The organism is Pectobacterium artocarpous (assembly GCF_046159765.1).
Lineage (GTDB): Bacteria > Pseudomonadota > Gammaproteobacteria > Enterobacterales > Enterobacteriaceae > Pectobacterium.
In genome coordinates this window covers 37,648-63,573 of sequence record NZ_JBJXVK010000030.1, presented here as the reverse complement: position 1 = coordinate 63,573, position 25,926 = coordinate 37,648, and the positions used below count along the sequence as shown (strand labels likewise).

Genomic DNA, 25,926 nt, shown 5'->3' with positions numbered 1-25,926 from the left:
GCAACAACTCGTTGCAAGGATGTTTACCCCAAACCTGATTTATTCAACAAAGCCTGTTTTAGATCTAACTTCGCCAAGAAAAGAAATTACAGTCACTAGTTTTGAAGGTGATCAGGTTGAAGATATATTAAACTACGTTAATCTTCTTGAAATCTTGTCCAAAGAATTATCAAAGCCTATATCACCTGATAAGTCCATGATCGATTACTTACCAACTCAGTTTTTATGTGAATTTATAAAATCTATAGGAAACTGTGATGGTATTATTTTCAATAGCTCTTTTGGCAATGGATTGAATTATGTATTTTATTCGCAAGATAGTTTCATTATAACTGATCCTGAATTATATAATGTTACACGTACTACTCATGCCTACATTAAAATTGAAAATAACTAATCTCTTGCCAAACACAATTTTGGGATAAATATGGGGTATATGGAGCAAGTATATACCCGTCATACTTCAAGCTGCTTGTGCGTTGGCTGCCCTTACTCACCCCAGTCACTTACCTGAGTAAGCTCCTGGGGATTCGTGCGGTTGCCGCCTTCACGCAACTCGAATTATTTAGGGTATAGCTTTAACTAAAATATTCTTGCGCCCTCCAAAACTCTGTCGTATTTTTGACCATGAAAACCTGCTGTCGATGACAGCCACCAATGTTTCCAGTATCGGGATGATACGAGTGACCTGTGAGAAACGCCTTCGGGTGGTCACACTGCCAAAGTCATAGGAATGGAGCGTGGTCTGAGACTGACGCCTTCGGGCGACCACAAACACTTCCGTAGCCTGCAAGGAAGAACGCGCACAGTAGCGTGTGGTAAATCTGCCAGCCTTTGGAAGCAGATATCACCAGGTAGTTTGAACGCCGTTGCGAGCGTGGTGATGAAGGTCCGTTTTGACTACTTTACTTCAAGCCCAACATTGCTGTGGGCTTCACTATACCCAGCCAGAGAGCGGTTTACATACCGTAGGAGACTGGCCGTAGCTGCAACGTTTATCGTTGTGGTGATTTCACTTCATAGGCGGCTTAAACAGCGCTTATTCTCGTAAGTTCGCGTTATCTCGCGACTTCGATTTTACTCGTCTCAATTATTTGCGTCTGCGCGTGTGAACGTGCTGGCTGCGCGTTGCTATGCCTTCAGGCATCTGCTACGCGCCTGCCGGCAACGTCTGCACCGGCGTCACTTTTTCCGTGTCAGCGGATGAAAGTGACGCCGCAGCCGAAGACCCCATCAGCCCCTGAGACATGCACCTCAACTACTGCGTCATGAATCTGACACACCCGTTTGTGCCGGACTGACCGCTTTTTTACAGGAGATTGAACCGATACCGAGGCAGGCTTAACCGCCTGAGAGGAAATCCTGCAACCGCAGGCGGCCGCACCGAGTGCCTAGCCGACACCTCCCAAGACCTCAACTGCTGTCCGCTCTGGCGCACAGGTATCGTTCAAGGCAGGTCAATTGCGATTGTTTCTGCCCTTTCCCATGCGCCAGAGAAAAGCATCCAGTTGAATTATGAGAGGTAAGTTGCATGAGTAAATTAAGTCGTGAAATGACCACGCTGGCGAAACAGGCTGGCGGGAGCTACAAGACGGTTCATGATCGTATCCGCATCATGGGCAGGCTGTGCCGTCACCTGCTGGCGCTGAATATTCAGGTGCGTGACGTTAAGTATCTCAAAGCCAGACATATCGAAAGTTATATCGCCGAACGGCTGTTACAGCAGATCGCCCTTCGTACCCTGCACAACGAAATGGCGGCGCTGCGCACGGTGTTTAAGCAGGGAGGACGGGAAAAGCTCGCCGTTTCTGATCGCCTGACCAACAACGCGTTGGGGCTGAGTGGCGCAAGCCGTGCCGGGACAAAATTCGCTATCCCGGATGAGCGCTATCAGGCTGTTCTGCTTGCGGCGCAACAACGCGATAAAGGGCTGGCCTGCGCACTTCAGCTTGCCCGGTTGCTGGGGCTGCGTTCTCAGGAAGCAGTGCAATGCGCCAGTTCATTGAAAACGTGGGAAAAGCAGCTTGAGCGCCGTCAACAAACGCTGACTGTGGTGTTTGGCACCAAAGGTGGTAGGCCGCGCGAAACCCGGATTATCGATCGTGAAGCGATTCAACGGGCAGTGAAAGCGGCACTAGAGGTGGCTGAAGCGCATAACGGCAGGCTGATCGATAAACCCGACCTGAAAACCGCCATGAACTTCTGGCGCACGCAGACCACCCGCTTAGGGCTGACCGGCTACTACTCCCCGCACAGCCTGCGCTACGCATGGGCGCAGGATGCCATGCGCTATTACCTGTCACAGGGCTTTTCCCGCAGTGAAGCCAGATCATTAACCTCTATGGATCTCGGCCACGGTGATGGTCGGGGGCGCTATGTCGAGCGGGTTTACACCCGGAAGGAGGATTGAACATGACGGATAACACGTTGATTCGCTTATCGGGTGTGATGAAAAAAACCGGCCTCAGGAAGTCATGGATTTACCTGCTGATGAAGCAGGGGGACTTCCCTCAGACGGTCAAAATCGGCGCTCGCTCGGTAGCGTGGGTGGAAAGTGAGGTGAATGACTGGATCGCGGCACGTATTAGCCAGCGCGGGGAGGCTAAACCATGATGCATTGTTATTTTTTTCTGGCGGGCAATTTACGATATACTGCTGATGCTGCGGCAAAATCCGCAGCCGGAATTGGCGTTCCGAACAAATGTCTGGTGCCTGAATATGCGTGTTATGCGCATTGCTGTTCAGGCACGCATCGAGCCGTACCTGCAATGGTGGCTCGTGCGGGGGCTCCGCAAGGAGCGCCGGTAGCCAGACTGTCCGGTAACGCCAACCCCGTACGGGCTACCACCCTTGAGGTTGGCGTCTCTGGTGGTAGCTGTCTAAGAAGCTACAGTCTGGAGGCTGCCTTATGGCTACGATCCTTCCCTTTCTCTACCCGCAATCTTTCTTTTTTTCTGCGGGGGTACATCATGTATGACCCCACTCCCCTGACGTTAGAAGAACTCGTCGATCACTGTCGGGCGCTGGCCTACGCCATCATTGAACTCGACAACGCGCTCGCGAAAGAGCTGCTGATCTTTATCCTGTGGGAACGTCTGAACCAGTTGAATGACACGCTGCAAGCGGAGGTGGCTGACGATGAGTAAATTCGTTTCAGACATTACCGCACAGTCGCGCCACCGCTGGCGTGCCATTCTGTCTGCACTGGCTATTCCGGTGCCTTACGGCGGTAAACATGGCGCTTGTCCTGCCTGCGGCGGCAAAGATCGCTTCCGCTTTGACGACAAAGAAGGACGGGGAACGTGGTTTTGCAATCAATGCGGTCATGGTGATGGCCTTGACCTGGTCGCACGGGTGAAAAACTGTGGCCTGTCAGATGCCGCAAAACAGGTGGCCGCGCTGACGCTCCCTGCCTCAACTGCGCCAGCCAGGGAAAAAGCTGCTGAGCGCCCGGCGTTGGCCGATAAAATCAAGCAGATGCTGACCCATTCAAGGAACGGCAAAAGCGCCTACCTGAAAGCCAAAGGGTTCTCTATCGTGCATGCCCGCCTGACCGCACAGCAAAAAATGCGTATCGGCGGCGTGTTGTTTGATGAGGGAAGTCTGCTGCTGAAGCTACATCGCGTTTCCGGCGAACTGATCGGTGCACAGTTGATCAACGACGATGGAGAAAAACGCCTGCTGCCGGGCTCACAGTTGAAAGGCGCTTTCATTGCGGTGCATTACCCGAAAGAGCCGGACACCATCGTGATCACCGAAGGGTATGCCACCGGCCTGACCATCAGCCAGATCACCACGGCGGCGGTCGTGGCGGCGGTGTCGGCCAATAACCTGATGAATGTCGCCCAAGCGCTGCGTGGCTGGTATCCCGATGCCACTATTATTCTGGCGGGCGATCATGACCTGCATGCCGACGGTTCAACCAATATCGGTAAGGAACAGGCTGAAAAAGCCGCGCTCGCGGTGGACGGCTGGGTGTCGTTACCGCCCACCACAACGCTCTGTGACTGGGATGATTACCGCCAGCAATATGGGCTTGAGGCCACTAAATCTGCGTTCAACAAACAGCGTTATCAGCCTGACACGATGTATACCCCGTTAGTGCGCACCGATTCTGCTACACCGGCCTTCAATACCGCATTACCCCTGCGCAAAGGCTCTGACGGTTTTGATACACGGCAGGACTACCTGATTAAAGGCTATCTGCCGAGTTCCTCCGTCGCCAGCGCTTACGGTGCCAGCGGCTCGTATAAGTCGTTTCTGGCGGTATCGTGGGGATGCCATATCGCCACCGGAAAACCGTGGGCAGGCAAGCCGGTGACACAGGGTGCGGTGATTTATGTTGTTGGTGAAGGTGGGATTGGCGTTCCCCGCCGTATCCGGGCATGGGAGCAGACGCTTAACGGCGGTAGCCCGATTGATGCGCTGTATCGTGTCGATTGCCCAATTTTTCCGGCCAGTCCGGAGAGCGTACAGCAGGTGATACGTGCCGCCCGCGATGTGAAAGTCGCCTCCGGTATGCCGGTTCGTCTGATTATTCTGGATACGCTTGCCCGCTGTTTTGGCGGTTCGGATGAGAACGCGGCTAAAGATATGGGCGCATTCATTCAGGGATGCGACGCGATTAAAGCAGCGACACAGGCCACGGTGCTGATTATCCATCATTCCGGTAAAGATCAGGACAAAGGAGCACGCGGCTCCAGCGCCTTCCGTGCCGCGCTGGACGTGGAATTTAACGTCAGGCGTGAAGGTGAAGGCGGCGCGTTGATCCTCAGTTGCACCAAGATGAAGGATGCGGAAGAGCCGCCGCGTCGCGCCTATGACCTGAATGCCGTCGATCTGTACGTGGACGATGATGGCGACCAGATCACCTCGCTGGTGCTGAACGATGAAGGCCGTGAAGTCAGAGAAGATGAGGCTGCCAGCGATCCCGATTTAGCCGGTATTCCACGGCTGACGGAAAACCATTTTGCCCTCTGGCAGGCTATTCGCTCTCGCACGGCCAACGGCGAAGGCTGCACCCGCTCATTAGTACGGGATGATATGCGGGCAATGGGCTTTGATGTAAACAAGAAGTTTACCCGCTGGCTGGACAAGCTGGAAAAGGATGGCCTGATCGCCTTTGAGGGTGAGCGAATTACGCCACTATCGCAACGAAATAAGGTGGGGGATTAAACGGGGGAAAGTGGGGACGAACGGATAATGAGTCCCTCTATCCGGCATTTTCCCCCACTTCCCACGCATATATAGGCGCGAAGTGGGGGAATAACTTAACTTACTAATAAATAATCATTTTTAACAGAGCCATAAAAATTAGGTGGGGGAAGCCGTGATCCCTGAGTAAGTGGGGGAAAGGTGGGGGATGTTTATGATCGCTTTCCCTAGTCACTCACCGTTCTGTGGCTACCCCTGCCTGAAAGGTGAATTGCTTCAAGACGTTCTTAAATATCCTATTTACGGTGCAATTCTTGTAACCGACCACACTGTTGTCGCATACCGTCAAAAACACATTCCGCAAGCTCTGGTGGGAATGACTCAGGCAGCAACGAAGATACACGTTCAATAACCTCAGGTGTCCTAGATATAATATCATCCATCATGGCTTCAACCTGTCGTCTACCCAGACCAGTTAATTCACCATGATTGACCCAATGCCGCCGTTGAATTCTGTACAGATGGTAATAATTACTACTACCCCGAACAGCCATTGCCAGCTTGCACTTCTGCCAGGAAATCTGGTTATTACGCGGACCAATGACCGGCCATGCCGATAAAACATCATAAAGCGGCGTAAGGTGATAGCGACCTTGTGGCTCAATAGCGATACTGAAATTTTTGGCGTGCCCATCAGTAGCCGCTATCAGCCAGAAAATAATTTGCGCCCTGAAAAACTGCGCTTTGTCCTGCTCAGCCTGTTCCGAATGACTCAGTATGGTCATAATATCGGAAATCCCCGGCCCACCATCAGACTGGTATTTTCGTAGCGGGGAAACACCCAGAGCCTGACACATATCCTCTTGTGGCAAGCGAATGATCCATTGCTGATCGCTTGACCATCTTCTGTCAAAACGCTCAACAACCAATACTTTCTGATCTTCAAACTGCGCAATCTGTGTTTTTGCAACAGGAATTCCATATTCCTTAAGGATCAAAGAACACAGCCATTCATTTTCAACCGACGTACTCATATCCGCTTGCATATTACCCACTAGCCCGAGTGGTAACTTGAAAATATGCGTCGTAGGGGTACTCCCTTCTGGCAAACACCATTGCCTTTCATGCCAGAGTAAAGCCGTTTTTTCCTGCGCACCGGCAATCGATAAACGTAAATCGTCAGTATCATCCTGCCGACCTGGCAGCAATGCCGCTGTTGTATTACGCAATATAGTGGCGATCTCAGCTTCACAAAGTGGGCGATAATTTACGGAAAATAGATCTGTGGGCTCCTCATTACCATTCAGTAACTGTATTGCGCCAACACAGTCTCTTCCCAGCTCAGCCAACAGATCAAAAGGCTCAAGGCTATCAGCGTGGTAACGCGTTGCTAAACGCCTGCGTATACCTTCGCTGTCAGGCAATAAATTATCAAAATAGTCGCGTACCACATTGCCGCGCCAAAGCTGATTACCAGGGGTGAAAAGCAAAGAAAGAGATAAAGGTCTTCCCTGTTCATCAGCGATCCATTCGGGAAGATATTGCAATCTATCTTCGCCCCGGGTCTTTTCCCAGAATCCCACTTGAATTCCATTCATCCATATTGCTAAACGCTGTTGTGTTCGAGGCATAGTGTCACCATTTTTCCCGTCTGGCGGGTGAGTCTATTGGCTTTTCTGGCTCTTCCATTGTTGAGGATGACATAGAGAAATGTACTCTTGGTCCAGAAGACAGCACCACCTCAACCCCCAGAACGGTGAGCACTTTAAACAAGCGCTCAATACTGGCACTTCCAGGGTTTGCTTCCAAACGGGCATAGGTTTGTTGTGTTACACCTAACCTTTCAGACACGTCTTTTTGCGTCAGTCCTTTAGCTTTGCGAAAGCCAATCAACAATGGGCGCAACTGATTCAAGGTTTTCAACGGATAGACTGTATTCATAAGGCACTTACCCTTATTTTAGATACTTATACATACTATAGGCTGTTTTTACATAATACACCCTATAAGCTGTAAAAACAAAAATACATCAAATAAGCTGTAAAATAACAAAACAGCTTATATGCTGTAAAAAGGTAAACTTATAATGGTGGAAAACGATCTAGTGGAAATGATACTTGGGTATTATGAGTAGCTGGAAAATCATCCACATAAGAAAGATGAGCGCCAGCCCCTCCCAAAAAAGGGGCTAGCGCGGCGCTTAATGCATAGGCTTTCGATACAGGATACGCCCTGTATTTCTATCGATTAGGCTTTCTTCAGTCTGGTGATAAACGCCTGCATATCAGAGCGATTTACAACTCGCCCTGCATCAACATCGGCAAGTCCCTGTAAGATCCTCTGATGACGCTGTTCTGCCTCTTCAATCAGAGAAGTAAGCGCTACCGTTGGTTTTTTCGTTTTTTTCATCGTTAACTCACTAATGAATCAGATATTTTTAAACTCATACGGCACCACATACCCTTCCCGATTGGCATCCAGATAATCCGCCCACCATTGCAGCATTAGCCTGCGCTCATCCAGATGTTCCGCTTTGTGGATGTAGGCAGCACGAACGCCGTTACGTTCCTGATGACTCATTTGCCGTTCTACCGCATCCCGCGACCACTGGCCGGACTCAACCAGTGCGCTACAGGCCATGGTGCGGAAACCGTGTCCGCACACTTCGGTAGTGGTGTCATAGCCCATGGTTCGTAATGCGTTGTTGACGGTGTTTTCACTCATCGGTTTAGTTGGTCGACGATCGCCGGGGAAAATCAGTTCATGAGCACCGCTGATGGCCTTAATCTCTTCCAGCAGCGCTAAAGCCTGTCGGGATAACGGCACCAGATGTTCAGAGCGCATCTTTGCGCCGCGCTGCGAATGCTTCACGCCGGGAATGGCTTCACGTTCAGCCGGTATCGTCCACATGGCACGTTTAAAATCGATTTCCGGCCAGCGGGCAAAACGTAGCTCACTGGAGCGGATAAAAACGCACAGCGTGAGTTTTAACGCCAGTCTGGTCAACGCCCGCCCTTTGTGGCGTTCAATCCTTGTCAGAAAATCCGGCAGCTTGTTCAGCTTCAACGCTGGCCGATGGGTAGCTTTTGGTGCGGCTATCGCCCCGGAGAGGTCTTGCGCGGGGTTGCGCTCTATCAGATCGTTCTGCACCGCGTAGCGCATGATATCAGTGACACGCTGGCGCAGCCGTGACGCCAAATCAAGATGACCGTTCTGTTCGACGACTTTCAGCGGCTCCAGCAGGTCTTTAGTTTTCAGGTCGGCAATATGGCGATGCCCGATAGCAGGCAGTAGATTTCGTTCCATATCGCGCCATACCCGTCCGGCGTGCGTTTCTGACCACCGGTTTTGGCTAATATTTCGGTGCCAGTCCTGCGCGACCTTGGCAAAAGTATTCAACGCTTCTTGCGCCTGCTCTTTTTCTTCTTCACGCTTTTCCGTTGGGTGGATACCCTCCAACAGCAGCAATCGTATCTCATCACGCTTCTCTCTGGCCTTCGCCAGCGAGATCAGCGGATAGGCACCGAACGCAATCCGGCTTTCCTTACCTTCAAAGCGGTATTTGAGATACCAGCGCTTAGAGCCGTTAGGACTTACCAAAAGATACAGGCCGTGCGCGTCCGCGAGCTTATAGGCTTTCTCGCGGGGCTTGGCGGTACGGGCAACAACGTCGGTCAGTGCCATAATTTGGGGGTCAACTCATAATCGAAGTGAATTGACCCTTATCTTGACCCCCAAATCATCTGGATGTCAATGGACGAAAAAAGACCACTGTGGATAAAACAGACAAAAATGCAGCAAGAGAAATGAAATTAAAATCGTTATTTTACAGATAGATATGGACGTTACTGGACAATTACGGACATAAAAAAGCCACCAGAAGGTGACTTGATTTTCATACTATGGTGCGAAGGCCGGACTCATGTATAATAATAAAATATTGAATATAAAGGATAAAATTAAAATACAGATAATTTATGCCCCCTTTTGTGCCCCCATGTGATTTTTAGCTATATATCAGATAGATACAAATAAAACCTCACAAATGAGATCTATTATCATCCGCTCGGATTCGATTCCGTGCAACGGATCCTAACCGAACACACTTAATGATAACGACTCAGCCAAAATAAAAAGATTTTGCACAAAACTGTTCACCCTCTTCACCAGAGGTTTTTATTTTTAATAATCAATAGATTAATGGATGATGAGTTGGTGAATAGGTGACGAGTGACTCATCACCTTGATGGTAGGTATGCTGCATAGTAAGGAAGCCGCGAGTTTAAGACATCCGCGTTTATAGTCGGTCTTTGGCTGCTTTATAAACCTCTGAGCGTTCCCGTTTGCCCACAGCTAAAACCAGTACCACGATCTCATGTTCAAGCACTTGATACACTAAACGATATCCAGCAGAACGAAGTTTGATTTTGTAGCAGTCAGCCATTCCATGAAGTCGGTTGGCGGGAACGTGGGGATTTTGTAAAACCTCTTTCAACTTTTTGGTGAACTGCTCCCGCACGGGCGCACCCAGCTTCTTAAATTCTTTTAGCGCGTGCTGTTCAAACTCCAGCTTATAACTCATCCAGATCGACCTTCACACGTTTCCCCTTCATCCGGGAACGGGCGATTTTGGCGAGTTCAATATCTTCCTGATAGTCGGCCAGCGCCTCCCATGTTTCCGGGGAAACATAATAACCAGAGATACGGCCATTGGTGAGCACGGCTACAGGCTCGCCGTTAGCTTCTTTAAGCGCGGCATTGGGCGATTTTTTAAAGTCGCTGATACTCACGGCTGCATTCGCAAGGATAGGTTGTACGGACATAATCAGCCCCTTTTAAGTATGATATTTGATACTGAATTTAGCACTTAATCAAAAAAGCAGCAACATCACGGTATAAACGTGATGCCACAATAAAAAGATTTTTCACAAAACTGTTCACCCTCTTCACCATAGGTTTTTATTTTTACTAATCAATAAATTAATGGATGATGAGTCGGTGAACAGGTGATGAGTCACTCGTCACCCTATAGTGATATTTAATCTGCGTGTAGCTATTTGCTACACAATTGATTATGATTTCTGTATAACGATTAGCTATACAGGAGGCCTTTATGAGAACAGAGGCAAAAGAGGCACCGATCAACATTCGGGCGAAATCATCACAACGGGAACTGATAGACGTTGCCGCGAAACTGCTTTCAAAGTCACGTACTGATTTTATCCTTGAGGCTGCATGTCGTGAGGCGGAAGAGGTGCTATTGGATCAACGCCTGTTTCTGGTTGATGAATCACAATTTGATGCCTTTATTACCGCGTTAGAAAAACCTGTCGCCACCAATGAGCGGTTACAGGCGTTATTAGACAGGAAATCACCGTGGGAATAACGGCACCTGAATTATTATTACCTCAGCATGCCGTGGTTGATTTCCGAAGTTCAGAACCGTCGCTGGATGACTGGTTGAAGCGTAAGGCTCTCAAGAATCAAACCATTGGCGCATCACGCACTTTTATCGTGTGTGAATCGGGTGCCAATCAGGTTATTGGCTTTTACGCGCTGGCAACCGGCAGCGTACAGCGTCAATCCGTATCGGGCGCGTTACGGCGTAATATGCCTGATCCGCTGCCCGTATTAGTCTTGGGTCGTCTGGCGGTAGATGAACGTTACCAGCGCCGTGGAATTGGTGCGGGACTATTAAAAGATGCGGTCTTGCGTTCCCGGCAGGTTACTGAACAGGTGGGGACGAAAGCGTTATTAGTTCATGCGCTGTCTGAGGAAGCAAAAGATTTCTATCTGTATTGGGGTTTTACGCCCTCAGAAATCCAGCCCAACACATTGCTTCTACCACTCTGGTAACTTTCTCTATCCATTAAAAAACCGGCCGGAGCCGGTTTTGTCGTTGTTGGTGTCTACCTCACCGACTCACATTTGGGCAGCCAGTCGGCGTCAGATTCGTCTTTCAGCTCAAGGTTGGTCTGTATGCCCTGATTGGTTCTGCCTTTGAGATATGTCTGCCCGTACTCTGACATCATATTCGGCAGCACCTTACCAAAGGCCGTCAGGCTGATCGGCTTCTGGTGGCCGTGCGATTCCATAAAGGACAGATAGGCGTGATACAGGTATTTACGCGGGTTACGCGGCGTAATGTTGGCGTTGCCCATATACAGCCCGGTGGTGTCGCTGTGCGCCAGCAGGTAACCGCAAAAATCAACCAGCGGGTCAGCCTGCCGTTTAATTTCCAGCGCCTCAGCGGAGTGTTGCTGTGCCTGTAACAGCGTCCGGGCGTCGTTTGGCTCTTCAAAACGTTTCATCAGGTGACGCACTATCACCGCCAGTTCAGCGCGGATTTTCTCTTTCAGCTTGGGGTCGCGTTCGCTGGCCGGGATGGTTTCACCGAAGTGGATAATCACCCGGCGACGGGATACGCCGCCGCTGCGGTCACTAAAGCGCATTGGCGAGTTATTGACGGCCAGAATCACCGCCGGAATACGGGTGGAATAGGCGTCACGGTATTTCGGGTCAACCATTACCGCATCGCCGCCGGTAATCGCCTTGATACCGGCACCGTCACCGCTCCATTTTTCTTGGTCAGGCAGGACGATGAGTGAGAAGCCAATAATCGACGAGCGCTCACGGGACGATTCAATGGTATTGATAGTGGCCGCCGTGGCGTTATCGTCCCCGGCCAGCATGATGGCAATTTCCGCCAGAATACTCTTGCCGCTGCCACCGGGGCCGGTGATTTCAAGGAACAGTTGCCAGTCGTAGCAGTTCGCCAGCACCATAAACAGCGCGGCCAGAATACGCTCCTGTTTATCCGTGTGGTTTCCGGCGGCACGGGTCAGCCAGCGCCAGAAGTGTGGCGCGTTGTCGGCAAGGTTTTCCCCGGCCTTAAACGGGGTGTAATCCACATCATTGACGGTATGTAACCAGTGCTCCCGGCGATGCGGTTTAAATTCACCGCTGGCGGTATCAAACACGCCGTTACGAAAACCGATTAACCGGCGCTGGGAGGCTTCCTGCATTGGAACAATCAGTTTCAGCGTGTTTATCACACTGTCTATACCCGCTGCGGTAAAGGGTGCCTGTATCTTCTGAAACAGCGCGGCGATATCCCGGCTTAACAGACGGTGAGGCAGGACTTTCCACGCGCCGTTCTGATACTGGAAGAACGTTTCCCCGAACGCATCAATTGCCAGCGTGTCGCGGTAGTGGTCGCGTATCTTCTCCGCCTTCTCGCTGGCGCTCATGGCCTTGAATTCGGCCTCGCCCAGCGAGTCAAACGGGCTGACAGGCTCTGGTTGAGTAAACGCATGCAGATGCTGCCGGGTGGCGTCAGCGCCCTCGGCACGATACACATCATTCCAGTCACCAAATACCGGCGGCAGCGCGACACGGCCATTGACGGCAACGGCGGCTTGTTCGGCTTTGGTCTGCCCGGTGCCGTTCTCGTCCCGGTCAGCGGCTATCAGCAGCGTGACCGCGGGATGGCGGGTTTTCAGCTCACGGGCAAGGGACGGCAGGTTGTTTGCGCTGAGCGCGACATACACCGCATCGCCAGTTAACTGATGCAGTGTTAAGCCGGTAGCGTAGCCCTCGGCCAGCCAGATAACGCTGGCCGGTTTGCCGCTGAAACAGTGAAAGGCACCTTTCACCTGTCCGCCTTTTAACGTGCGCTTGTCGCCCTGTGCGTTGATAAGCTGGAGATTCACCACTTCACCCTCTGGCATGGTCAGCGGCACCAGTACATCGCCGGGCTGATAGGTAATGCCACCCACGCGCAGCGGTTTACCCTGTAGGGTGGGCACGGCCACATCCGGCCAGCCTTTGGCACAGAGATACGTGTTACCGGATTGTGTCACCGCCTCTTTCAGTTTGGCCTGTGCCTGAACTGCCGCCCGTTGCCGGGCGGCCTCGCTGTCTTCTTCATCTTGTGTTGACGCTGCCGGGCTGTCCGGCAGGTCGTCCAGCCACGCGCCTACTTTCAGGGCGGCTTCTGTCGGTGTCAGGTTCAGGACTTTTTCCACCAGATTCAGGCCGTCACCCGCGCCGCACTGGTTACAAATCCATGTGCCGCGCCCTTCCTTGTTATCGAAACGGAAACGGTCTTTGCCCTCGCACATCGGGCAGGCGGTATGCTGCCCGATAGCACCAATACGGATACCCACTGCCGGGAGCAGTTGCGGCCAGTGGCCGCTGGCGCGTTTCACTGTCTGTGTCACGGTAAGGTGTGCCATGCGTTGCCCCTTAATGCAGTGTGGTGTCGGTGTAGTCAACATCGCTCAGGTCGCCGAGCGCGTCGGGTGTATCCAGCGTGGCCGAGAGCACTTCCAGCCGTTCAGCCAGCACAAACAACAGCACCTCTTTTGCCATCGGGTTATCCAACTCAATCACGGCATGGGTTAAGGCGCGGCACTGGTCGGTCAGCTCTTCCGGGGTCAGGGGCGTATCATCAAACATGGCGTGTACTCCGCAGCGGCAGACGGCCAGCAAAAGCCAGTACATAGTCACGTGCCAGTAAACGGCGGGCGCTGATTTCATCCGGGGCGATAACGGCTTCACGGTGCGGCAAGGCGCGTAATTCAGCGCGGCGCACGGCCAGAAACAGAAAGGTAAATTGCGGGTGTGACGGGGTGAGGGTCGTAGCCATGTGGCAGTCTCCGTTGAGTAGCTAAGATAGCTACCACCGAAGTTCTCACACTTGGGTGGTAGCCCAGACGGGGGTGAGAAACCGGCCTCAACGAACACCGGCCAGCCCGAAGGCTGCCCCGCCTGAGCCACCATAATTTGGATGCAGTTACGGCGTAAAACATGCCGCATTTTATGCAGGTGTGCTAAGGCTGCGACGTAAAAAAAGACGCATGGCGCGTCTGGTGTCGCCGTTGAGTAACTCGGGTTCTCACGCCCGACTGTCGATTTTGCGACAGCAGCGAAACTATAACGCCAAAAAGCCCCGGCAGGCAAGCCGGGGAAAGGGATAAATTGCGCAGTCATGAACAGCCTCAGCAGTTGGTCAGCGCATCACCGGCACGGGATGCACAGTAACGCCGGGGCGAATCAGAGGCGGCGGGCGTCGGTGCAATGCTCAGCAGCAACGCGCCGAATCGCTGTTCACGGGCGGCAACGGTGGCCGGGTTACGGATAGCGGGAAACAGTTGGTCGCACAGGCTGAGGGCTTCCCGTTCATCGAGTGTGACTGACTGACCAGCGATAGTGAAGGTGATCATGCGTGGTTCTCCTGTTGACGGGCGGCGATACGCTCGGCCACCCAGTGATGAATTTCGGACTCAACCCACGCGACGTTCTTCCCACCCAGCGACACACGGGCGGGAAAAGCCTTGCGGCTACTCAGTTCGTACAGCGTCGAACGGGAAATGCCGGTGACGTGCAGCACTTCCGGAAGGCGCATTAAGCGCTCTCTGACCGGATGCGGTGACATCGGGGGCATAGCAGGAATGGGCGTTGGGGGTGTGGCTGACAACATGTGGCGCTACCTCGTTAATGTCCGCCCGGCTCTGGCCGGATGGCGCTGGATTTCTCTGGTAGCTCGCTATTATGTGAATATTTTCGGAGACCGCAACAAGGGGCTGTTGTGCCGTCGGTGATACAAACTGGTTAAAAATACCTCTATTTTCTCGTTTTATTGTAATGTTTAGTAATGCTTCGCAACCTGCACATGAACCAACCCGTTAAAGTGGTTAATTATTAATATTAAAACCTAAAAAAACACTCAAAAAACATGCTCGCCAGAAAAAAGGCTCAAAAAACCGGGTGAATAGTGTGAACACTCGGTGAAGAGTTTTTTATCAACTCTTCACCCCTTTATTTATTGATTTATCTATTCTTTTCTCTCAGGCGAAGAGTAGTGAATAGTTTTATAAAAGAGTTAGTTCTCAACTGAGTAAACGGCCTGCGATAGAGATTGTTTTGTGTGGGAAGTGGCACAACCAGCTCAGATAGCGGGAGTTGTGTGGTGAATTGCACAATAGCCACCAGACACTCACCCCATACAGAGAAATGACCATGACCAAAACCGTAGCGTCAATACTGAATGAACGTATCGAAAAACAACGTAACTACTACTACAACGCCAAAGCGGAATACCAGAAGGACAGCGACGCGTTACAGAACGTGATTAACGCGATTGAGAATGCCCAAAAGCAGCAGCGCGTGGAGCAGGAAAAAAGCCAGTTACTGGAAAATGACTGGCGGCAGCGCTTCCGTGATGCAGGCGGCCAAATGTCAGATGATTTGAAGTCGCTCCATTTACAACAGGTATCACACAAAGAGCTGGCGAAAGAGTATGACGGTCTGGTGGCCGCGCTGGAACTGGATAAAGCACAAGCTGAGCTGTTTGCCGCCAAAAGCGGGCTGGGTTATCAAAATGCTCACCGCTCCCTGATGCGCAGCTACGCCGCTTATGAACTAGAAATGGCGATGAAAACGATAGAGCCGCTTATCAGGGGCATGGCCTTAAAGCTTCATGCACTTTCTCTTAAATCGCACGATGAACAGGTCTATGACCATGTGAACTTCACGGCAAGCACCAATCAGATTGTGCTACAGGAAGTGACTCAGCAACTTGAAAGCCGGATGGAAAGTTATCGCTTTGACATGAAAGAAGAACCCTTGCTACAGGAAATCCGTCTCTATAGCGAATCCATTAAGAATGTGGATCAGAAATTATTGACCAGCCCAATAACAAGAATGAAAAAAGGTCAGGCTCTACGTGAACAGCGGGAGAAAGCGAAATGATGTCTTGCCCGTTCTGCGGCCATGCTGCGCATACCCGGACTAGCAAAATTTTTTCGAATAATGTGAAACGGCGTTATCACCAGTGCCGGAATATTGAATGCTCTGCCACATTCCGCACAATGGAGTCGATAGAGGAAATTATTCAGCCATCGAACCGAAAAGATTTACCGGTGCCGGATATTCCGTTATCCCCGGTCATGCAGAAAAAATATAAGCATTACTCGGCCTCAGCCCTGCGGAATTAATTAGCCAGATTATAATTTCATTACCGTGAGCATCAGGAAGTCGCCCGCCATTGCGCGGGCTTTTTTGCGAGCTTTTTTCTCTGGCTAGCGATTTTTTGACCGTGCATGCATACGGTGCATGGATTTGCATGCAATACTTACTCCCGAATCTGCCCTACAGCGCCAGTACTGACGCGGCCTGAGCGCCTCCATGCAACTGCATGAAAAGCGCTACATAAAGCGGGCAGGCGTGGCGGGGATAGCATTGCGCGCTTAGAGCTTAGAAAGGAAGCCCGCGGAGGTTTCGTTTCAAAAGTGCTTGTACACGTGGTCGTCCTCCCATTGAAGAAGTGAATTTCAACCCAGACCTATAAATTTCTGGTAGATAGAAACGTTCTTCACTAACTTGATCAGTATCTTCATATATTACCCCCAATTCCTTAAGGACATTTAAAAGTTGGAGATCCAAGCCCACTTCCAACGGTCTAAACGGAACTCTTTTATTTTCAGAGGGAATGGACTTAAGCTGCAGTGTCCATTGTTCAAGTGGACGAATTTCCTTAACCGCTTCTTCAACCTTTTCTTCGCTACAAGAGAGCAAAGATTTTCTCATAGCTTCTGGGGCTAAAACACGATCTGTCCAAGCACCGACCTTAATTCCACTCACGGAGGATTTAAGCATTTGTTCAGCGCAAAATTTTAAAAACCTAACAAGGTCTCTCGCCTGTAAACGCCCGTTCAAGTCACATAGTGCAGCGAATACCCATCTGGCGGACCCAGCCTCTTTGGAATTATCCCTGCCAAGTTTTTTACCCCATAACTTTTCTAAACTTTCTATTAAGAAATTGATTGAACCGGATTCAGCATCTTTTTCAGTAGCACCAATTAAATTTGATTTTGCACATATCCAATAAGCTAATCTTAAAAATGACTCAGATGTCCATTCCAATCTAAATTGTTGATACTTTGATGCATATTGATTGACATTTTGTTTAATTGCAGATTGCACATAGTCTGCTCGAACAAAACAAACAAAGCCAATTTTTCGTGATTGTAATTCTGCGATGGCATTCGGCAGATTTAGCAATGATCTAATTGCAGAGTTATGATTCTCATTTTTCTCAGGAGAGAAAAATATATCTTCAATCCCATCAACTAAAATAATTATAGATTTATCGATTTCATTCAAGTAATCATTAACATGTTTTAAAGTTGCTTTTTCCCCAATAATTTCTGAGCTTAGTAGCCCTGCCCAGAACAGATCCCAATTGGTGTCTGGATCAGCTAAGGCTGAATTAATTAATGTCACAGTATCATTTAGTGTTTTAGCACTTTTGGCGCTTATTAAATCTAGACATTCTGATCGTTGTTCTGCGACTATACCTCTAACATTATCGTTCAAGTTCGTGGAAGAGATCCAAGGGAGTATATGTCCATTAACATTTAACTCATTTTCACCACGAACTTTTGAAATAAACCCTCCCCAAGTTTTAGCCTTTGAAACTTGTAAATATGTAAAGGTCTTTCCTGCTCCTTTAGCCCCAATAGAGATAACATTAGGTAAAGTATCAAAGAAGTTTTTAGCAAGATTCCTTATAGGATCAATAACTAGCATATCCTCTTGGCTAGTATTTTCAGCAAATTGGAAAGATTGACAAATATTAAGCAGTCGTTTTAAAGATTCGTCATCAGCACTAGTTTTTTCAAAAGGTGAATTTTTTTCAGAGAAATTACCGACCCATGTAGAGGCACTCTCGAAAATAGTTGATCTTTTCAAAGCATTAAGTGCATCCTTGATAGAAGATAAACTCATTAAATTCTCATCAAAATCAAATTCTAATAACTCGATGCTTTGAGATATATTATCATCATCATTTATGGAAGGGTAAGCTTTATTAATTTCCTCAACAGCCATTGCGTATGCATCTAATTTACGCAATGTTTTAGTGAGCATACTTAAGACAACAGTTGGCTTATTAATATTTATTTCAGTGGAATTGATGAACTTGTCGGAATTGTTTACCTTTGACAATATTTCACTGATACCAGATATTGATTGTTTTGCAATCGTGGTAACAAAAAAATGCTCTACTCGTGGATCAAAAAGAAGTGGACTTGATAACTCACTAAATCCAGCGCGTAAATCGATAAATATGGCATCAACTTCTAGTTTTTTCCCTAACTCCCTAATTAAATCACTTAAAATATAGGGGTTGCTTGTATTCTTTGAAACAATATCTGGTGTAACAGGCATATCCATAATACCAGACAATGAAAGTGCGGATGGCAATACAAATATTTCTTTAGAATCACCGTCAATATTTATGGAAGTTTTCTTAAGTTCCTTTGTATAAAAATCTAAGGTTTTATCAAACTCTCCATTGGAATACTGAAGTGATTCCAGAAAATTAGTGAACGACACATCTCCAATATTTTCCGAATCAAGCCATAAAGTCAAACCCGGAGCTTCTAAATCCCCATCAATTAATAGTATTTTTTTAACATTATCACTTTCTATAGCTGCGCTGGCGTACGTCATTAAAGACGTGGTACGGCCTACTCCACCTTTGAAAGAATGAAAGGCACAGAATTTTGGTCCATTTTCCCATGAAATTGGTTGTTTATAATTAATATCATCAATGTAAACATGCTCTTTCCATAATGGATAAACAACTTTAACCTCACTCCTGCTTTCCGTAACCTGGATTAAATCGAAGGGATATTCTTTCTCGCCAATATCAAGTACTACGAATAAAGAATTATCCCTTTCATTCAAACCACCACCAAAAACCTCTTTCAACTCTCTTATTGCTTTGTCTTTATCACCCGTAAACTCAACATCAGCACCGGATGCATAGCATAATATTGCCGTTAAATTATGGAATTGATCTTTGTATTTAAAATTAGCTTTAACAGATCTTTCAACATCAAGCCATGTAATAAACTTACTCATAATTTAATTCCTTTTTGATAAATTCATTAAGTTGCTCCAGCTTATTTTCAAGTGCTGCGTCATCAACAACACCAATAAACTCTCCGCCATATCGCCAAGTCTGATTTATTTCGGCGGGGCCAAGTTGCCGTTGAGTTTCCTTATTACCCACGAGGCAACTTTTCATCTGCAAGGAATTAGGTAGCATAAGTGTACTATTTACTGATAACTGTATGCATAATTTATTAATATCATGAGAAAACTCATCGGCGATTGTGGAGTCCACAACTGTTTTACTATGCTTTTTCAAATAAGCAGCCTTTAGCCCGCATTCGATTGCATAGAAAAGCAATAATCTATGTGGATTTCTCCTAGGATCTACCTTAGATACACTAAAGGCATTGCGCCAAGCCCTAGTCAATTCTCTGTCTGTAAAAGGAATTTTCGCCATTTAAATCTGAAACTCCGTGTGTGGTCTTCAAGATTTGTTGCTCATAAATAAAATGTCCCACCTCTTAAGATTTCTATCAAACCCGCATACCTATAATTTTATGTGATATGAATCCTGAAACATGAGAAGAAGTTTTCATAACATTAGGTGACTTATAATTTTTTAGCAAAATCATACGGTTTAACATACCTCTCACGATTAGCATCAAGATAATCCGCCCACCATTGCACCATCAACCGGCGCTCGTCAAGATACTCAGACGTGTGAATGTATGCCGCCCGCACATTATTGCGCTCTGAGTGGCTTAGCTGGCGTTCTATCGCGTCATCGCTCCACAAGCCAGACTCACCCAGCGCACCACGTGCCATCGTTCTGAAACCGTGGCCGCACACTTCCGTCTTAGTGTCATAACCCATAGTACGCAACGCGCTATTGACCGTGTTTTCGCTCATCACCTTTTCAGGATTGTGATCGCTTGGGAAAAGTCGGGGATTGTCACCGCTCAAAGCATGCAGTTTTTCCAGTACCGCAACCGCCTGATTGCTCAGCGGCACAACATGCTCTTCTTTCATTTTCATGCCCCGATAGGAATACCTCACACCTTCAATTTCTTCTCGTTGTGCGGGAATACGCCATTCAGCGCTATCAAAATCAAACTCGCGCCACCGAGCAAAACGCAGTTCACTGGAACGGACGAACGTCAGCAGCATTAACTCCACCGCACAGCGGGTTAGTAATCGGCCACGGTAGGACGCCAGACGCGAAAGAAATTCAGGAAACCGGACAGAAGGTAAAGCGGGATAGTGACGAGCTTTAGTCGTAGTTAGCGCCCCGGCCATATCGCCAGCAGGGTTAGACTCAATGTAATCATTCTGGACAGCGTAACGCATAATCGCCGTAATACGCTGTTGGAGCCGTTGAGCGACGTCATGTTTGCCCGATGCATCCACGGCTTTGATCGGTGCCAGAAGGTGGCTGGTTTTCAGCTTACGGATATCAGATGCGCCGATTTCGGGGAAAATGTACATTTCCAAATACCGGATAACCCGCGACCGATGATAATCCCCCCAGCGCTTGTTACTGGCGTGCCACTGACGGGCGACCGTTTCAAAGGTATATGCCCCCGCGGATTCTGCCTGTACTTCTTTTTGCTCGGCTTTAGGATCAATGCCCTGAACCAGCAACTTTTTGGCTTCATCACGTTTAGCGCGAGCATCGGCAAGGGTAACTGTAGGCCAGACGCCAAAAGCTAGCCTATCCTCTTTCTTATCGATTGGACGACGGTACTTCATCCGCCAATATTTCGATCCCCGTGGGGTGATCTCAAGATACAGGCCGCCACCGTCCGCCATCTTATAGGTTTTATCTTTTGGCTTGGCAGTCTCGACTTGGCGGGCGTTGAGCTTCATTTTGGGGGCACATTTCTAATCGAAGTGGGGATGCCCCCAATTATGCCCCCTGTGGGGTCTGGATTGCAACGGATGTGCTCGGACTCTTGAGGACAAAAAAAAAGCCTTTCGGCTTTCTTTTTAGTAACTTACGGACTGTTACGGACGTTCTCGAACTATCAAATGGTGCCGAAGGCCGGACTCGAACCGGCACGTATTTCTACGGTTGATTTTGAATCAACTGCGTCTACCGATTTCGCCACTTCGGCACAGAAGTAGTATGCGGAAAACGGGTGCATTATACCGTTTGACGGCTCTCACGCAACGTTAATCCACTCCGCGTTCGGTTAAGTGCTGAAAAAATCATCTTTAGCAACGCGTTATGGCTACTTCGCCTTCAATATTGAGTGATGTGAATGGTGCTGAAAACAATTTTTCGCGCACAATTAAAAGCGCCGAGGGGAATCCACACGACGCTTTTTCTGGTTTAGCTGGCGCTATCGGCGTTTCAGCAGTAGTGCCACGCTGATAATCAGGAATACAGCGCTCGGCAAGATAGCCCCCAGGATCGGGGGGATGCCGTAGACCAGGCTGAGCGGGCGGAAAATCTCATTCAGCAGGTAGAAGAGGAAGCCAAAGCTGATACCGATCACGATACGTGACCCGGCAGATACGCTGCGCAGCGGGCCGAAGATGAAAGAGACCGCCATGAGCATCATCACCGCGACTGAGACCGGTGCAAAGATTTTGCTCCACATGTTCAGTTGGTAACGGTTCGACTCTTGTCCGCTTTGTTTCAGGTACTTGGCGTAATCATGCAGCCCACGGATCGACAGCGCATCAGGCTCCAGAGCCACCACACCCAGCTTATCGGGCGTCAGGTTGGTTTTCCATTCACCGCTAAGCGTCTGGCTACCGCCAATCTGTTTGCCGTCACTCAAATCAGACTCATCAACCTGCGAAAGCCTCCAGACATTCCGGTCATCTTCAAACTCGGCGGAAGCCGCATAGCGTACAGAAAGCAGTTTGTTGCTATCGTCGAAGTGGTAGATGTTGACGCCAGACAACTCTTTATCACCCGCTACCCGTTCGATATAGATAAAGTCATTGCCGTCCTTCGCCCACAACCCGCCCTGCGTAGAGATCATCGACCCACCGGAGATCATCTGAGAACGATAGTTACGCGCCATCTGTTCTCCCTGCGGAGAAACCCATTCGCCAATCGCCATCGTCAACAGCACCAGTGGGATCGCGGTTTTCATCACGGCAGTCGCAATCTGCAAGCGGGTAAAGCCGGAAGCCTGCATCACCACCAGTTCACTACGGGTCGCGAGCTGGCCGAGGCCGAGCAACGCACCAAGCAGCGCTGCCATCGGGAAGAAGATCTCAATATCTTTGGGTACGCTGAGCAGCGTGTACAGTCCTGCACCCAGCGCCGAATACTCGCCCTGCCCCACTTTACGCAACTGGTCGACAAACTTGATGATGCCGGAGAGCGACACCAGCATGAACAGCGTCGTCATGATGGTGGTGAAAATCGTTTTGCCGATATAGCGGTCTAATACACCAAACATCAGGCCGCTCCTTGTGTTTTAAGACTACGAGGCTTAATGCGGGCGCGTACTTTGCGCATCGGCACGGTATCCCAGAGGTTAAGCATCACCGCGATACCGAAATACATCAGGTTGGTCAACCAGATCCACACCATCGGATCGATTTTTCCTTTACTGGCGTTAGAACGCAGCGAGCTTTGCAGCAGAAAGAAGATCAGGTATAGCAGCATCGCGGGCAGCATGCTCAGCACCCGGCCCTGACGTGGATTCACCACGCTTAACGGCACCACCATGATTGCCATGATCAGCACAGACAGAATCAACGTCAGCCGCCAATGGAACTCTGCGCGCGCATCATGCGCATCCGAATGCCAGAGCGTTCGCATATCCATTTGCTGCACGTCGCTATTATTTAGCGTCACGGTTTGGTGACCGATCACGGCCTGATAGTTGGTGAAATCCGTGATACGGAAATCACGCAAAAGCGCCGTGCCTTCATAACGTGAACCGTTATCCAGCGTCACGACCTGCGCACCGTCCTCGTTTTGCTTCATATGACCGCGATCGGCCACGACGACCGAAGGCCGCGCGTTCCCGCTGGGACGCAGTTGTGCCAGAAAGACATTCTGAAACTCCGAGCCTTTAACATTGCCGACAAACAGCACTGCGTTGCCACCCTGCGCAGACTGGAACTGCCCTTCTACCAACGCCGCCATGCCGGGGTTCGCCTTTGCTTCCGCCAGTACTTCTTCCTGATGCCTGGACGACCACGGGCTGAGCCACATGACGTTAATGGTGGCGATGATCGCGGTGAACACCGCCAGAGCCAGCGCGGCTTTCAGCAAGACGCGTTTGCCCAGCCCGCAGGCGTGCATGACGGTGATCTCACTTTCCGCATAGAGGCGGCCAAACGTCATCAATACGCCAAGAAACAGGCTTAATGGCAGGATAAGCTGCACCATCTCTGGCACACCCAATCCCAACAGGGAGATAACCAAATTTGTCGGGATTTCACCATCAACAGCGGCGCCCAATATCCGTACTAATTTCTGGCAAAAGAAAATCAGTAACAGAATGAAAAGGATGGCCAGTTGGCTCTTAAAGGTTTCCCGTACCAGATATCGAATGATGATCACGCTTAATTACGCCTGTGAAAACTTGTCTTTTTGCAGGAAAATCGATAGTTTCTTCGCTAACGCGCCATTTATACTCATTTTTGGCAGCCCTCTTAGCTAAAACGGTATTACAACACACTGCGTTTGAGCTGTTGTATCAGAACCTGCTTATAGTCACCAAAACAGGTTCGCTACGCCGTTAAGATTAACACAGGTTATGTTAACGCAACGGCGGGAAAGTATTACGGAGTGTCACATCTTAGCCGTTGCCCCCGCCTTTGTCTTTAAGATTCAGGAGAATACATGGAGTTCAGCGTAAAAAGCGGTAGCCCGGAAAAACAACGCAGTGCCTGCATTGTCGTCGGCGTGTTTGAACCGCGTCGTCTGTCCCCTATTGCCGAACAACTCGATAAAATCAGCGACGGCTACATCAGCGCGTTGCTTCGCCGTGGTGAATTAGAAGGCAAAGTGGGGCAATCACTGCTCTTGCACCATGTACCTAACATTCTTTCCGAGCGCATTCTACTGATTGGCTGCGGTAAAGAGCGCGAGCTTGATGAACGCCAGTACAAGCAGGTAATTCAGAAAACGATCAACGCCCTGAACGAAACGGGTTCGATGGAAGCGGTCTGCTTCCTGACCGAACTGCATGTGAAAGGCCGTAATACCTACTGGAAAGTACGTCAGGCGGTCGAAACCGCAAAAGAAACGCTCTATACCTTCGATCAGCTTAAGAGCAATAAGGTCGAACTGCGCCGTCCGCTGCGCAAAATGGTGTTCAACGTGCCAACACGCCGTGAACTGACCAGTGGTGAACGTGCGATTCAGCACGGTCTGGCGATTGCAGCAGGCATCAAAGCCGCGAAAGATCTCGGCAACATGCCGCCAAATATCTGTAATGCCGCCTATCTGGCCTCGCAGGCGCGCCAGTTGGCTGATACCTATAGTCAGAACATCATCACACGCGTGATTGGCGAACAGCAGATGAAAGAGCTGGGCATGAATGCTTATCTGGCCGTGGGTCAGGGATCGCAGAATGAATCGCTGATGTCCGTGATCGAATATAAAGGCGATCCGAACCCGGAGACTCGCCCGATTGTGCTGGTAGGTAAAGGGCTGACGTTTGATTCCGGCGGTATCTCCATCAAGCCTGCCGACAGCATGGATGAAATGAAATACGACATGTGCGGCGCGGCCACGGTCTACGGCGTGATGCGCATGGCGGCCGAACTGGCGTTGCCGTTGAACATCATCGGCGTGCTGGCAGGTTGTGAAAACATGGTCGATGGGCGCGCTTACCGTCCGGGCGATGTGCTGACCACAATGTCCGGCCAAACGGTAGAAGTGCTGAACACCGATGCGGAGGGCCGTCTGGTTCTGTGTGATACGCTGACCTACGTTGAGCGCTATGAGCCGGATGTCGTCATTGACGTCGCGACGCTGACTGGCGCGTGCGTGATTGCGCTGGGGCACCACATCACCGGCTTGATGGCGAACCACAATCCGCTGGCGCACGAGCTGTTGAGCGCGTCCGAGCAGTCTGGCGACCGCGCATGGCGTCTGCCGCTGACCGACGAATTCCAGGAACAGTTGGAGTCCAATTTTGCCGATATGGCGAACATCGGTGGTCGTCCGGGCGGCGCAATAACCGCAGGCTGCTTCCTGTCGCGATTTACGCGTAAGTACAGTTGGGCGCATCTGGATATCGCGGGCACCGCCTGGCGTTCCGGCAAAGCCAAAGGAGCTACGGGGCGCCCGGTCGCGCTGTTATCACAGTTCCTGCTTAACCGCGCTGGGCAGAACGACGTAGAATAGCGTAGCCAACGCACATGCAACTTGAAGTATGACGAGTATAATCGGGCCGGATATTCCGGCCCTTATCAATAGTGTAAACAATGAAAAACGCAACGTTCTATCTTCTCGAACACGACAGCAAAAGCGGTGAGCTCAGCGCCCATGAGGCACTGGCCTGCGATCTGGCGGCAGAACGTTGGCGAGCAGGAAAGCGCGTGCTGATTGCTTGTGAAGACGAGCAGCAGGCCATCCGACTGGACGAGGCGCTGTGGCAACGCGACTCTAATGCGTTCGTGCCGCATAATCTGGCAGGCGAAGGGCCGCGTCACGGGGCACCGGTCGAATTGGCCTGGCCGCAGCGGCGTGGCAATGCACCACGGGATCTGCTAATCAACCTATTACCGCAGTTCGCAGATTTTGCCACCGCTTTCCATGAAGTGATAGACTTTGTCCCTTACGAAGAATCCTTGAAACAGTTGGCGCGCGACCGCTATAAAACCTATCGCAGCGTCGGCTTCCAATTGACCACGGCTACGCCGCCAACTCACTGAATTTTGAGC

General features: G+C 49.9%; 26 protein-coding genes, 1 tRNA gene and 3 pseudogenes. 12 read left to right on the top strand and 18 right to left on the bottom strand.

Annotation, left to right across the window (positions count from 1 at the left end):
* From ACKQAD_RS17985 to ACKQAD_RS20390, 6 genes and pseudogenes are all read left to right on the top strand, one after another.
* Positions 1-397, top strand: a pseudogene (locus ACKQAD_RS17985) (hypothetical protein); the annotation flags it as partial.
* 1,134 nt (positions 398-1,531) lie between these two features.
* Positions 1,532-2,410 (top strand): integrase domain-containing protein, encoded by an 879-nt coding sequence (locus ACKQAD_RS17980; RefSeq protein ID WP_409161371.1) that lies wholly within the window; start codon positions 1,532-1,534, stop codon positions 2,408-2,410.
* 2 nt (positions 2,411-2,412) lie between these two features.
* Entirely contained in the window at positions 2,413-2,613 is a 201-nt protein-coding gene (locus ACKQAD_RS17975; protein WP_039546869.1) for a helix-turn-helix transcriptional regulator, read from the top strand.
* Positions 2,610-3,146, top strand: a complete 537-nt coding sequence (locus ACKQAD_RS17970; RefSeq protein ID WP_409161370.1) for an ash family protein — start codon at positions 2,610-2,612, stop codon at positions 3,144-3,146. Before ACKQAD_RS17975 ends, ACKQAD_RS17970 begins: the two co-directional genes overlap by 4 nt.
* Positions 3,109-4,023, top strand: a pseudogene (locus ACKQAD_RS20395) (primase-helicase zinc-binding domain-containing protein); the annotation flags it as partial. The gene ACKQAD_RS17970 and the pseudogene ACKQAD_RS20395, both read left to right, overlap by 38 nt.
* A gap of 63 nt (positions 4,024-4,086) precedes the next feature.
* The gene (locus tag ACKQAD_RS20390; RefSeq protein WP_233970897.1) at positions 4,087-5,175 is read left to right on the top strand and encodes a helicase RepA family protein; all 1,089 of its coding nucleotides are present in this window, start codon (positions 4,087-4,089) and stop codon (positions 5,173-5,175) included.
* 275 nt (positions 5,176-5,450) lie between these two features.
* On the opposite strand, the gene ACKQAD_RS17960 is transcribed toward ACKQAD_RS20390, so the two are convergent.
* The 6 genes from ACKQAD_RS17960 to ACKQAD_RS17935 form a co-directional block, all read right to left on the bottom strand.
* Entirely contained in the window at positions 5,451-6,785 is a 1,335-nt protein-coding gene (locus ACKQAD_RS17960) for a type II toxin-antitoxin system HipA family toxin (RefSeq protein WP_409161368.1), read from the bottom strand.
* A 4-nt stretch (positions 6,786-6,789) separates the two neighbouring features.
* The gene (locus tag ACKQAD_RS17955) at positions 6,790-7,095 is read right to left on the bottom strand and encodes a helix-turn-helix transcriptional regulator (protein WP_015848020.1); all 306 of its coding nucleotides are present in this window, start codon (positions 7,093-7,095) and stop codon (positions 6,790-6,792) included.
* A 306-nt stretch (positions 7,096-7,401) separates the two neighbouring features.
* Complete coding sequence (locus tag ACKQAD_RS17950; protein WP_409161367.1) at positions 7,402-7,563, bottom strand: CopG family transcriptional regulator; 162 nt, start codon at positions 7,561-7,563, stop codon at positions 7,402-7,404.
* A gap of 18 nt (positions 7,564-7,581) precedes the next feature.
* Positions 7,582-8,838: a tyrosine-type recombinase/integrase gene (locus ACKQAD_RS17945; RefSeq protein WP_409161366.1), complete on the bottom strand. Its 1,257-nt coding sequence runs from the start codon at positions 8,836-8,838 to the stop codon at positions 7,582-7,584.
* A 613-nt stretch (positions 8,839-9,451) separates the two neighbouring features.
* The gene (locus ACKQAD_RS17940; RefSeq protein ID WP_409161365.1) at positions 9,452-9,736 is read right to left on the bottom strand and encodes a type II toxin-antitoxin system RelE family toxin; all 285 of its coding nucleotides are present in this window, start codon (positions 9,734-9,736) and stop codon (positions 9,452-9,454) included.
* Positions 9,726-9,977, bottom strand: a complete 252-nt coding sequence (locus ACKQAD_RS17935) for a type II toxin-antitoxin system Phd/YefM family antitoxin (protein WP_005973616.1) — start codon at positions 9,975-9,977, stop codon at positions 9,726-9,728. Before ACKQAD_RS17935 ends, ACKQAD_RS17940 begins: the two co-directional genes overlap by 11 nt.
* Positions 9,978-10,267: 290 nt before the next feature.
* On the opposite strand from ACKQAD_RS17935, the gene ACKQAD_RS17930 reads away from it, so the two are divergent.
* Together ACKQAD_RS17930 and ACKQAD_RS17925 are read left to right on the top strand one after the other, a co-directional pair.
* Positions 10,268-10,540: a type II toxin-antitoxin system TacA family antitoxin gene (locus tag ACKQAD_RS17930; RefSeq protein WP_039481848.1), complete on the top strand. Its 273-nt coding sequence runs from the start codon at positions 10,268-10,270 to the stop codon at positions 10,538-10,540.
* On the top strand, positions 10,531-11,010 hold the full coding sequence (locus tag ACKQAD_RS17925; protein ID WP_409161364.1) for a GNAT family N-acetyltransferase: 480 nt from the start codon (positions 10,531-10,533) through the stop codon (positions 11,008-11,010). Before ACKQAD_RS17930 ends, ACKQAD_RS17925 begins: the two co-directional genes overlap by 10 nt.
* A gap of 53 nt (positions 11,011-11,063) precedes the next feature.
* Here the strand turns inward: ACKQAD_RS17925 and ACKQAD_RS17920 are convergent, their stop codons facing one another.
* From ACKQAD_RS17920 to ACKQAD_RS17895, 6 genes and pseudogenes are all read right to left on the bottom strand, one after another.
* Positions 11,064-13,391: a phage/plasmid primase, P4 family gene (locus ACKQAD_RS17920; RefSeq protein WP_409161363.1), complete on the bottom strand. Its 2,328-nt coding sequence runs from the start codon at positions 13,389-13,391 to the stop codon at positions 11,064-11,066.
* Positions 13,392-13,401: 10 nt separating this feature from the next.
* On the bottom strand, positions 13,402-13,614 hold the full coding sequence (locus ACKQAD_RS17915; protein WP_039362047.1) for a hypothetical protein: 213 nt from the start codon (positions 13,612-13,614) through the stop codon (positions 13,402-13,404).
* The gene (locus ACKQAD_RS17910; RefSeq protein WP_409161373.1) at positions 13,607-13,804 is read right to left on the bottom strand and encodes a host cell division inhibitor Icd-like protein; all 198 of its coding nucleotides are present in this window, start codon (positions 13,802-13,804) and stop codon (positions 13,607-13,609) included. Before ACKQAD_RS17910 ends, ACKQAD_RS17915 begins: the two co-directional genes overlap by 8 nt.
* Before the next feature lie 44 nt (positions 13,805-13,848).
* Positions 13,849-14,148 (bottom strand): annotated as a pseudogene (locus ACKQAD_RS17905) (ash family protein); the annotation flags it as partial.
* Between the two features lie 8 nt (positions 14,149-14,156).
* Positions 14,157-14,381 carry a hypothetical protein gene (locus tag ACKQAD_RS17900; RefSeq protein ID WP_409161362.1) on the bottom strand — a complete coding sequence of 75 codons (225 nt, stop codon included), beginning with the start codon at positions 14,379-14,381 and terminating at the stop codon, positions 14,157-14,159.
* Positions 14,378-14,638, bottom strand: a complete 261-nt coding sequence (locus ACKQAD_RS17895) for a helix-turn-helix transcriptional regulator (RefSeq protein ID WP_039351571.1) — start codon at positions 14,636-14,638, stop codon at positions 14,378-14,380. The genes ACKQAD_RS17900 and ACKQAD_RS17895 overlap by 4 nt, the downstream gene beginning before the upstream one ends.
* Positions 14,639-15,177: 539 nt before the next feature.
* Between ACKQAD_RS17895 and sid the strand changes: the two genes are divergently transcribed.
* Together sid and ACKQAD_RS17885 are read left to right on the top strand one after the other, a co-directional pair.
* A complete protein-coding gene (gene sid, locus ACKQAD_RS17890) occupies positions 15,178-15,909 on the top strand; it encodes a capsid size-determining scaffold Sid (protein ID WP_409161361.1) in 732 nt (243 codons plus the stop codon).
* On the top strand, positions 15,906-16,154 hold the full coding sequence (locus ACKQAD_RS17885; protein WP_409161360.1) for an ogr/Delta-like zinc finger family protein: 249 nt from the start codon (positions 15,906-15,908) through the stop codon (positions 16,152-16,154). Before sid ends, ACKQAD_RS17885 begins: the two co-directional genes overlap by 4 nt.
* A 259-nt stretch (positions 16,155-16,413) precedes the next feature.
* Here the strand turns inward: ACKQAD_RS17885 and ACKQAD_RS17880 are convergent, their stop codons facing one another.
* The 6 genes from ACKQAD_RS17880 to lptF form a co-directional block, all read right to left on the bottom strand.
* A complete protein-coding gene (locus ACKQAD_RS17880) occupies positions 16,414-19,086 on the bottom strand; it encodes a ParA family protein (RefSeq protein ID WP_409161359.1) in 2,673 nt (890 codons plus the stop codon).
* Positions 19,079-19,516 (bottom strand): hypothetical protein, encoded by a 438-nt coding sequence (locus tag ACKQAD_RS17875; protein WP_409161358.1) that lies wholly within the window; start codon positions 19,514-19,516, stop codon positions 19,079-19,081. The genes ACKQAD_RS17880 and ACKQAD_RS17875 overlap by 8 nt, the downstream gene beginning before the upstream one ends.
* Positions 19,517-19,668: 152 nt before the next feature.
* Complete coding sequence (locus ACKQAD_RS17870) at positions 19,669-20,925, bottom strand: tyrosine-type recombinase/integrase (protein WP_409161357.1); 1,257 nt, start codon at positions 20,923-20,925, stop codon at positions 19,669-19,671.
* A 163-nt stretch (positions 20,926-21,088) separates the two neighbouring features.
* Positions 21,089-21,173, bottom strand: a tRNA-Leu gene (locus tag ACKQAD_RS17865).
* 228 nt (positions 21,174-21,401) lie between these two features.
* Complete coding sequence (gene lptG, locus ACKQAD_RS17860; RefSeq protein WP_409161356.1) at positions 21,402-22,478, bottom strand: LPS export ABC transporter permease LptG; 1,077 nt, start codon at positions 22,476-22,478, stop codon at positions 21,402-21,404.
* Complete coding sequence (gene lptF, locus ACKQAD_RS17855; protein WP_409161355.1) at positions 22,478-23,593, bottom strand: LPS export ABC transporter permease LptF; 1,116 nt, start codon at positions 23,591-23,593, stop codon at positions 22,478-22,480. Before lptF ends, lptG begins: the two co-directional genes overlap by 1 nt.
* Positions 23,594-23,875: 282 nt before the next feature.
* On the opposite strand from lptF, the gene pepA reads away from it, so the two are divergent.
* Both pepA and ACKQAD_RS17845 read left to right on the top strand, forming a co-directional pair.
* Positions 23,876-25,387: a leucyl aminopeptidase gene (pepA, locus tag ACKQAD_RS17850; RefSeq protein ID WP_010284628.1), complete on the top strand. Its 1,512-nt coding sequence runs from the start codon at positions 23,876-23,878 to the stop codon at positions 25,385-25,387.
* Positions 25,388-25,467: 80 nt separating this feature from the next.
* Entirely contained in the window at positions 25,468-25,917 is a 450-nt protein-coding gene (locus ACKQAD_RS17845; protein ID WP_409161354.1) for a DNA polymerase III subunit chi, read from the top strand.
* The last annotated feature ends 9 nt before the right edge of the window (positions 25,918-25,926 follow it).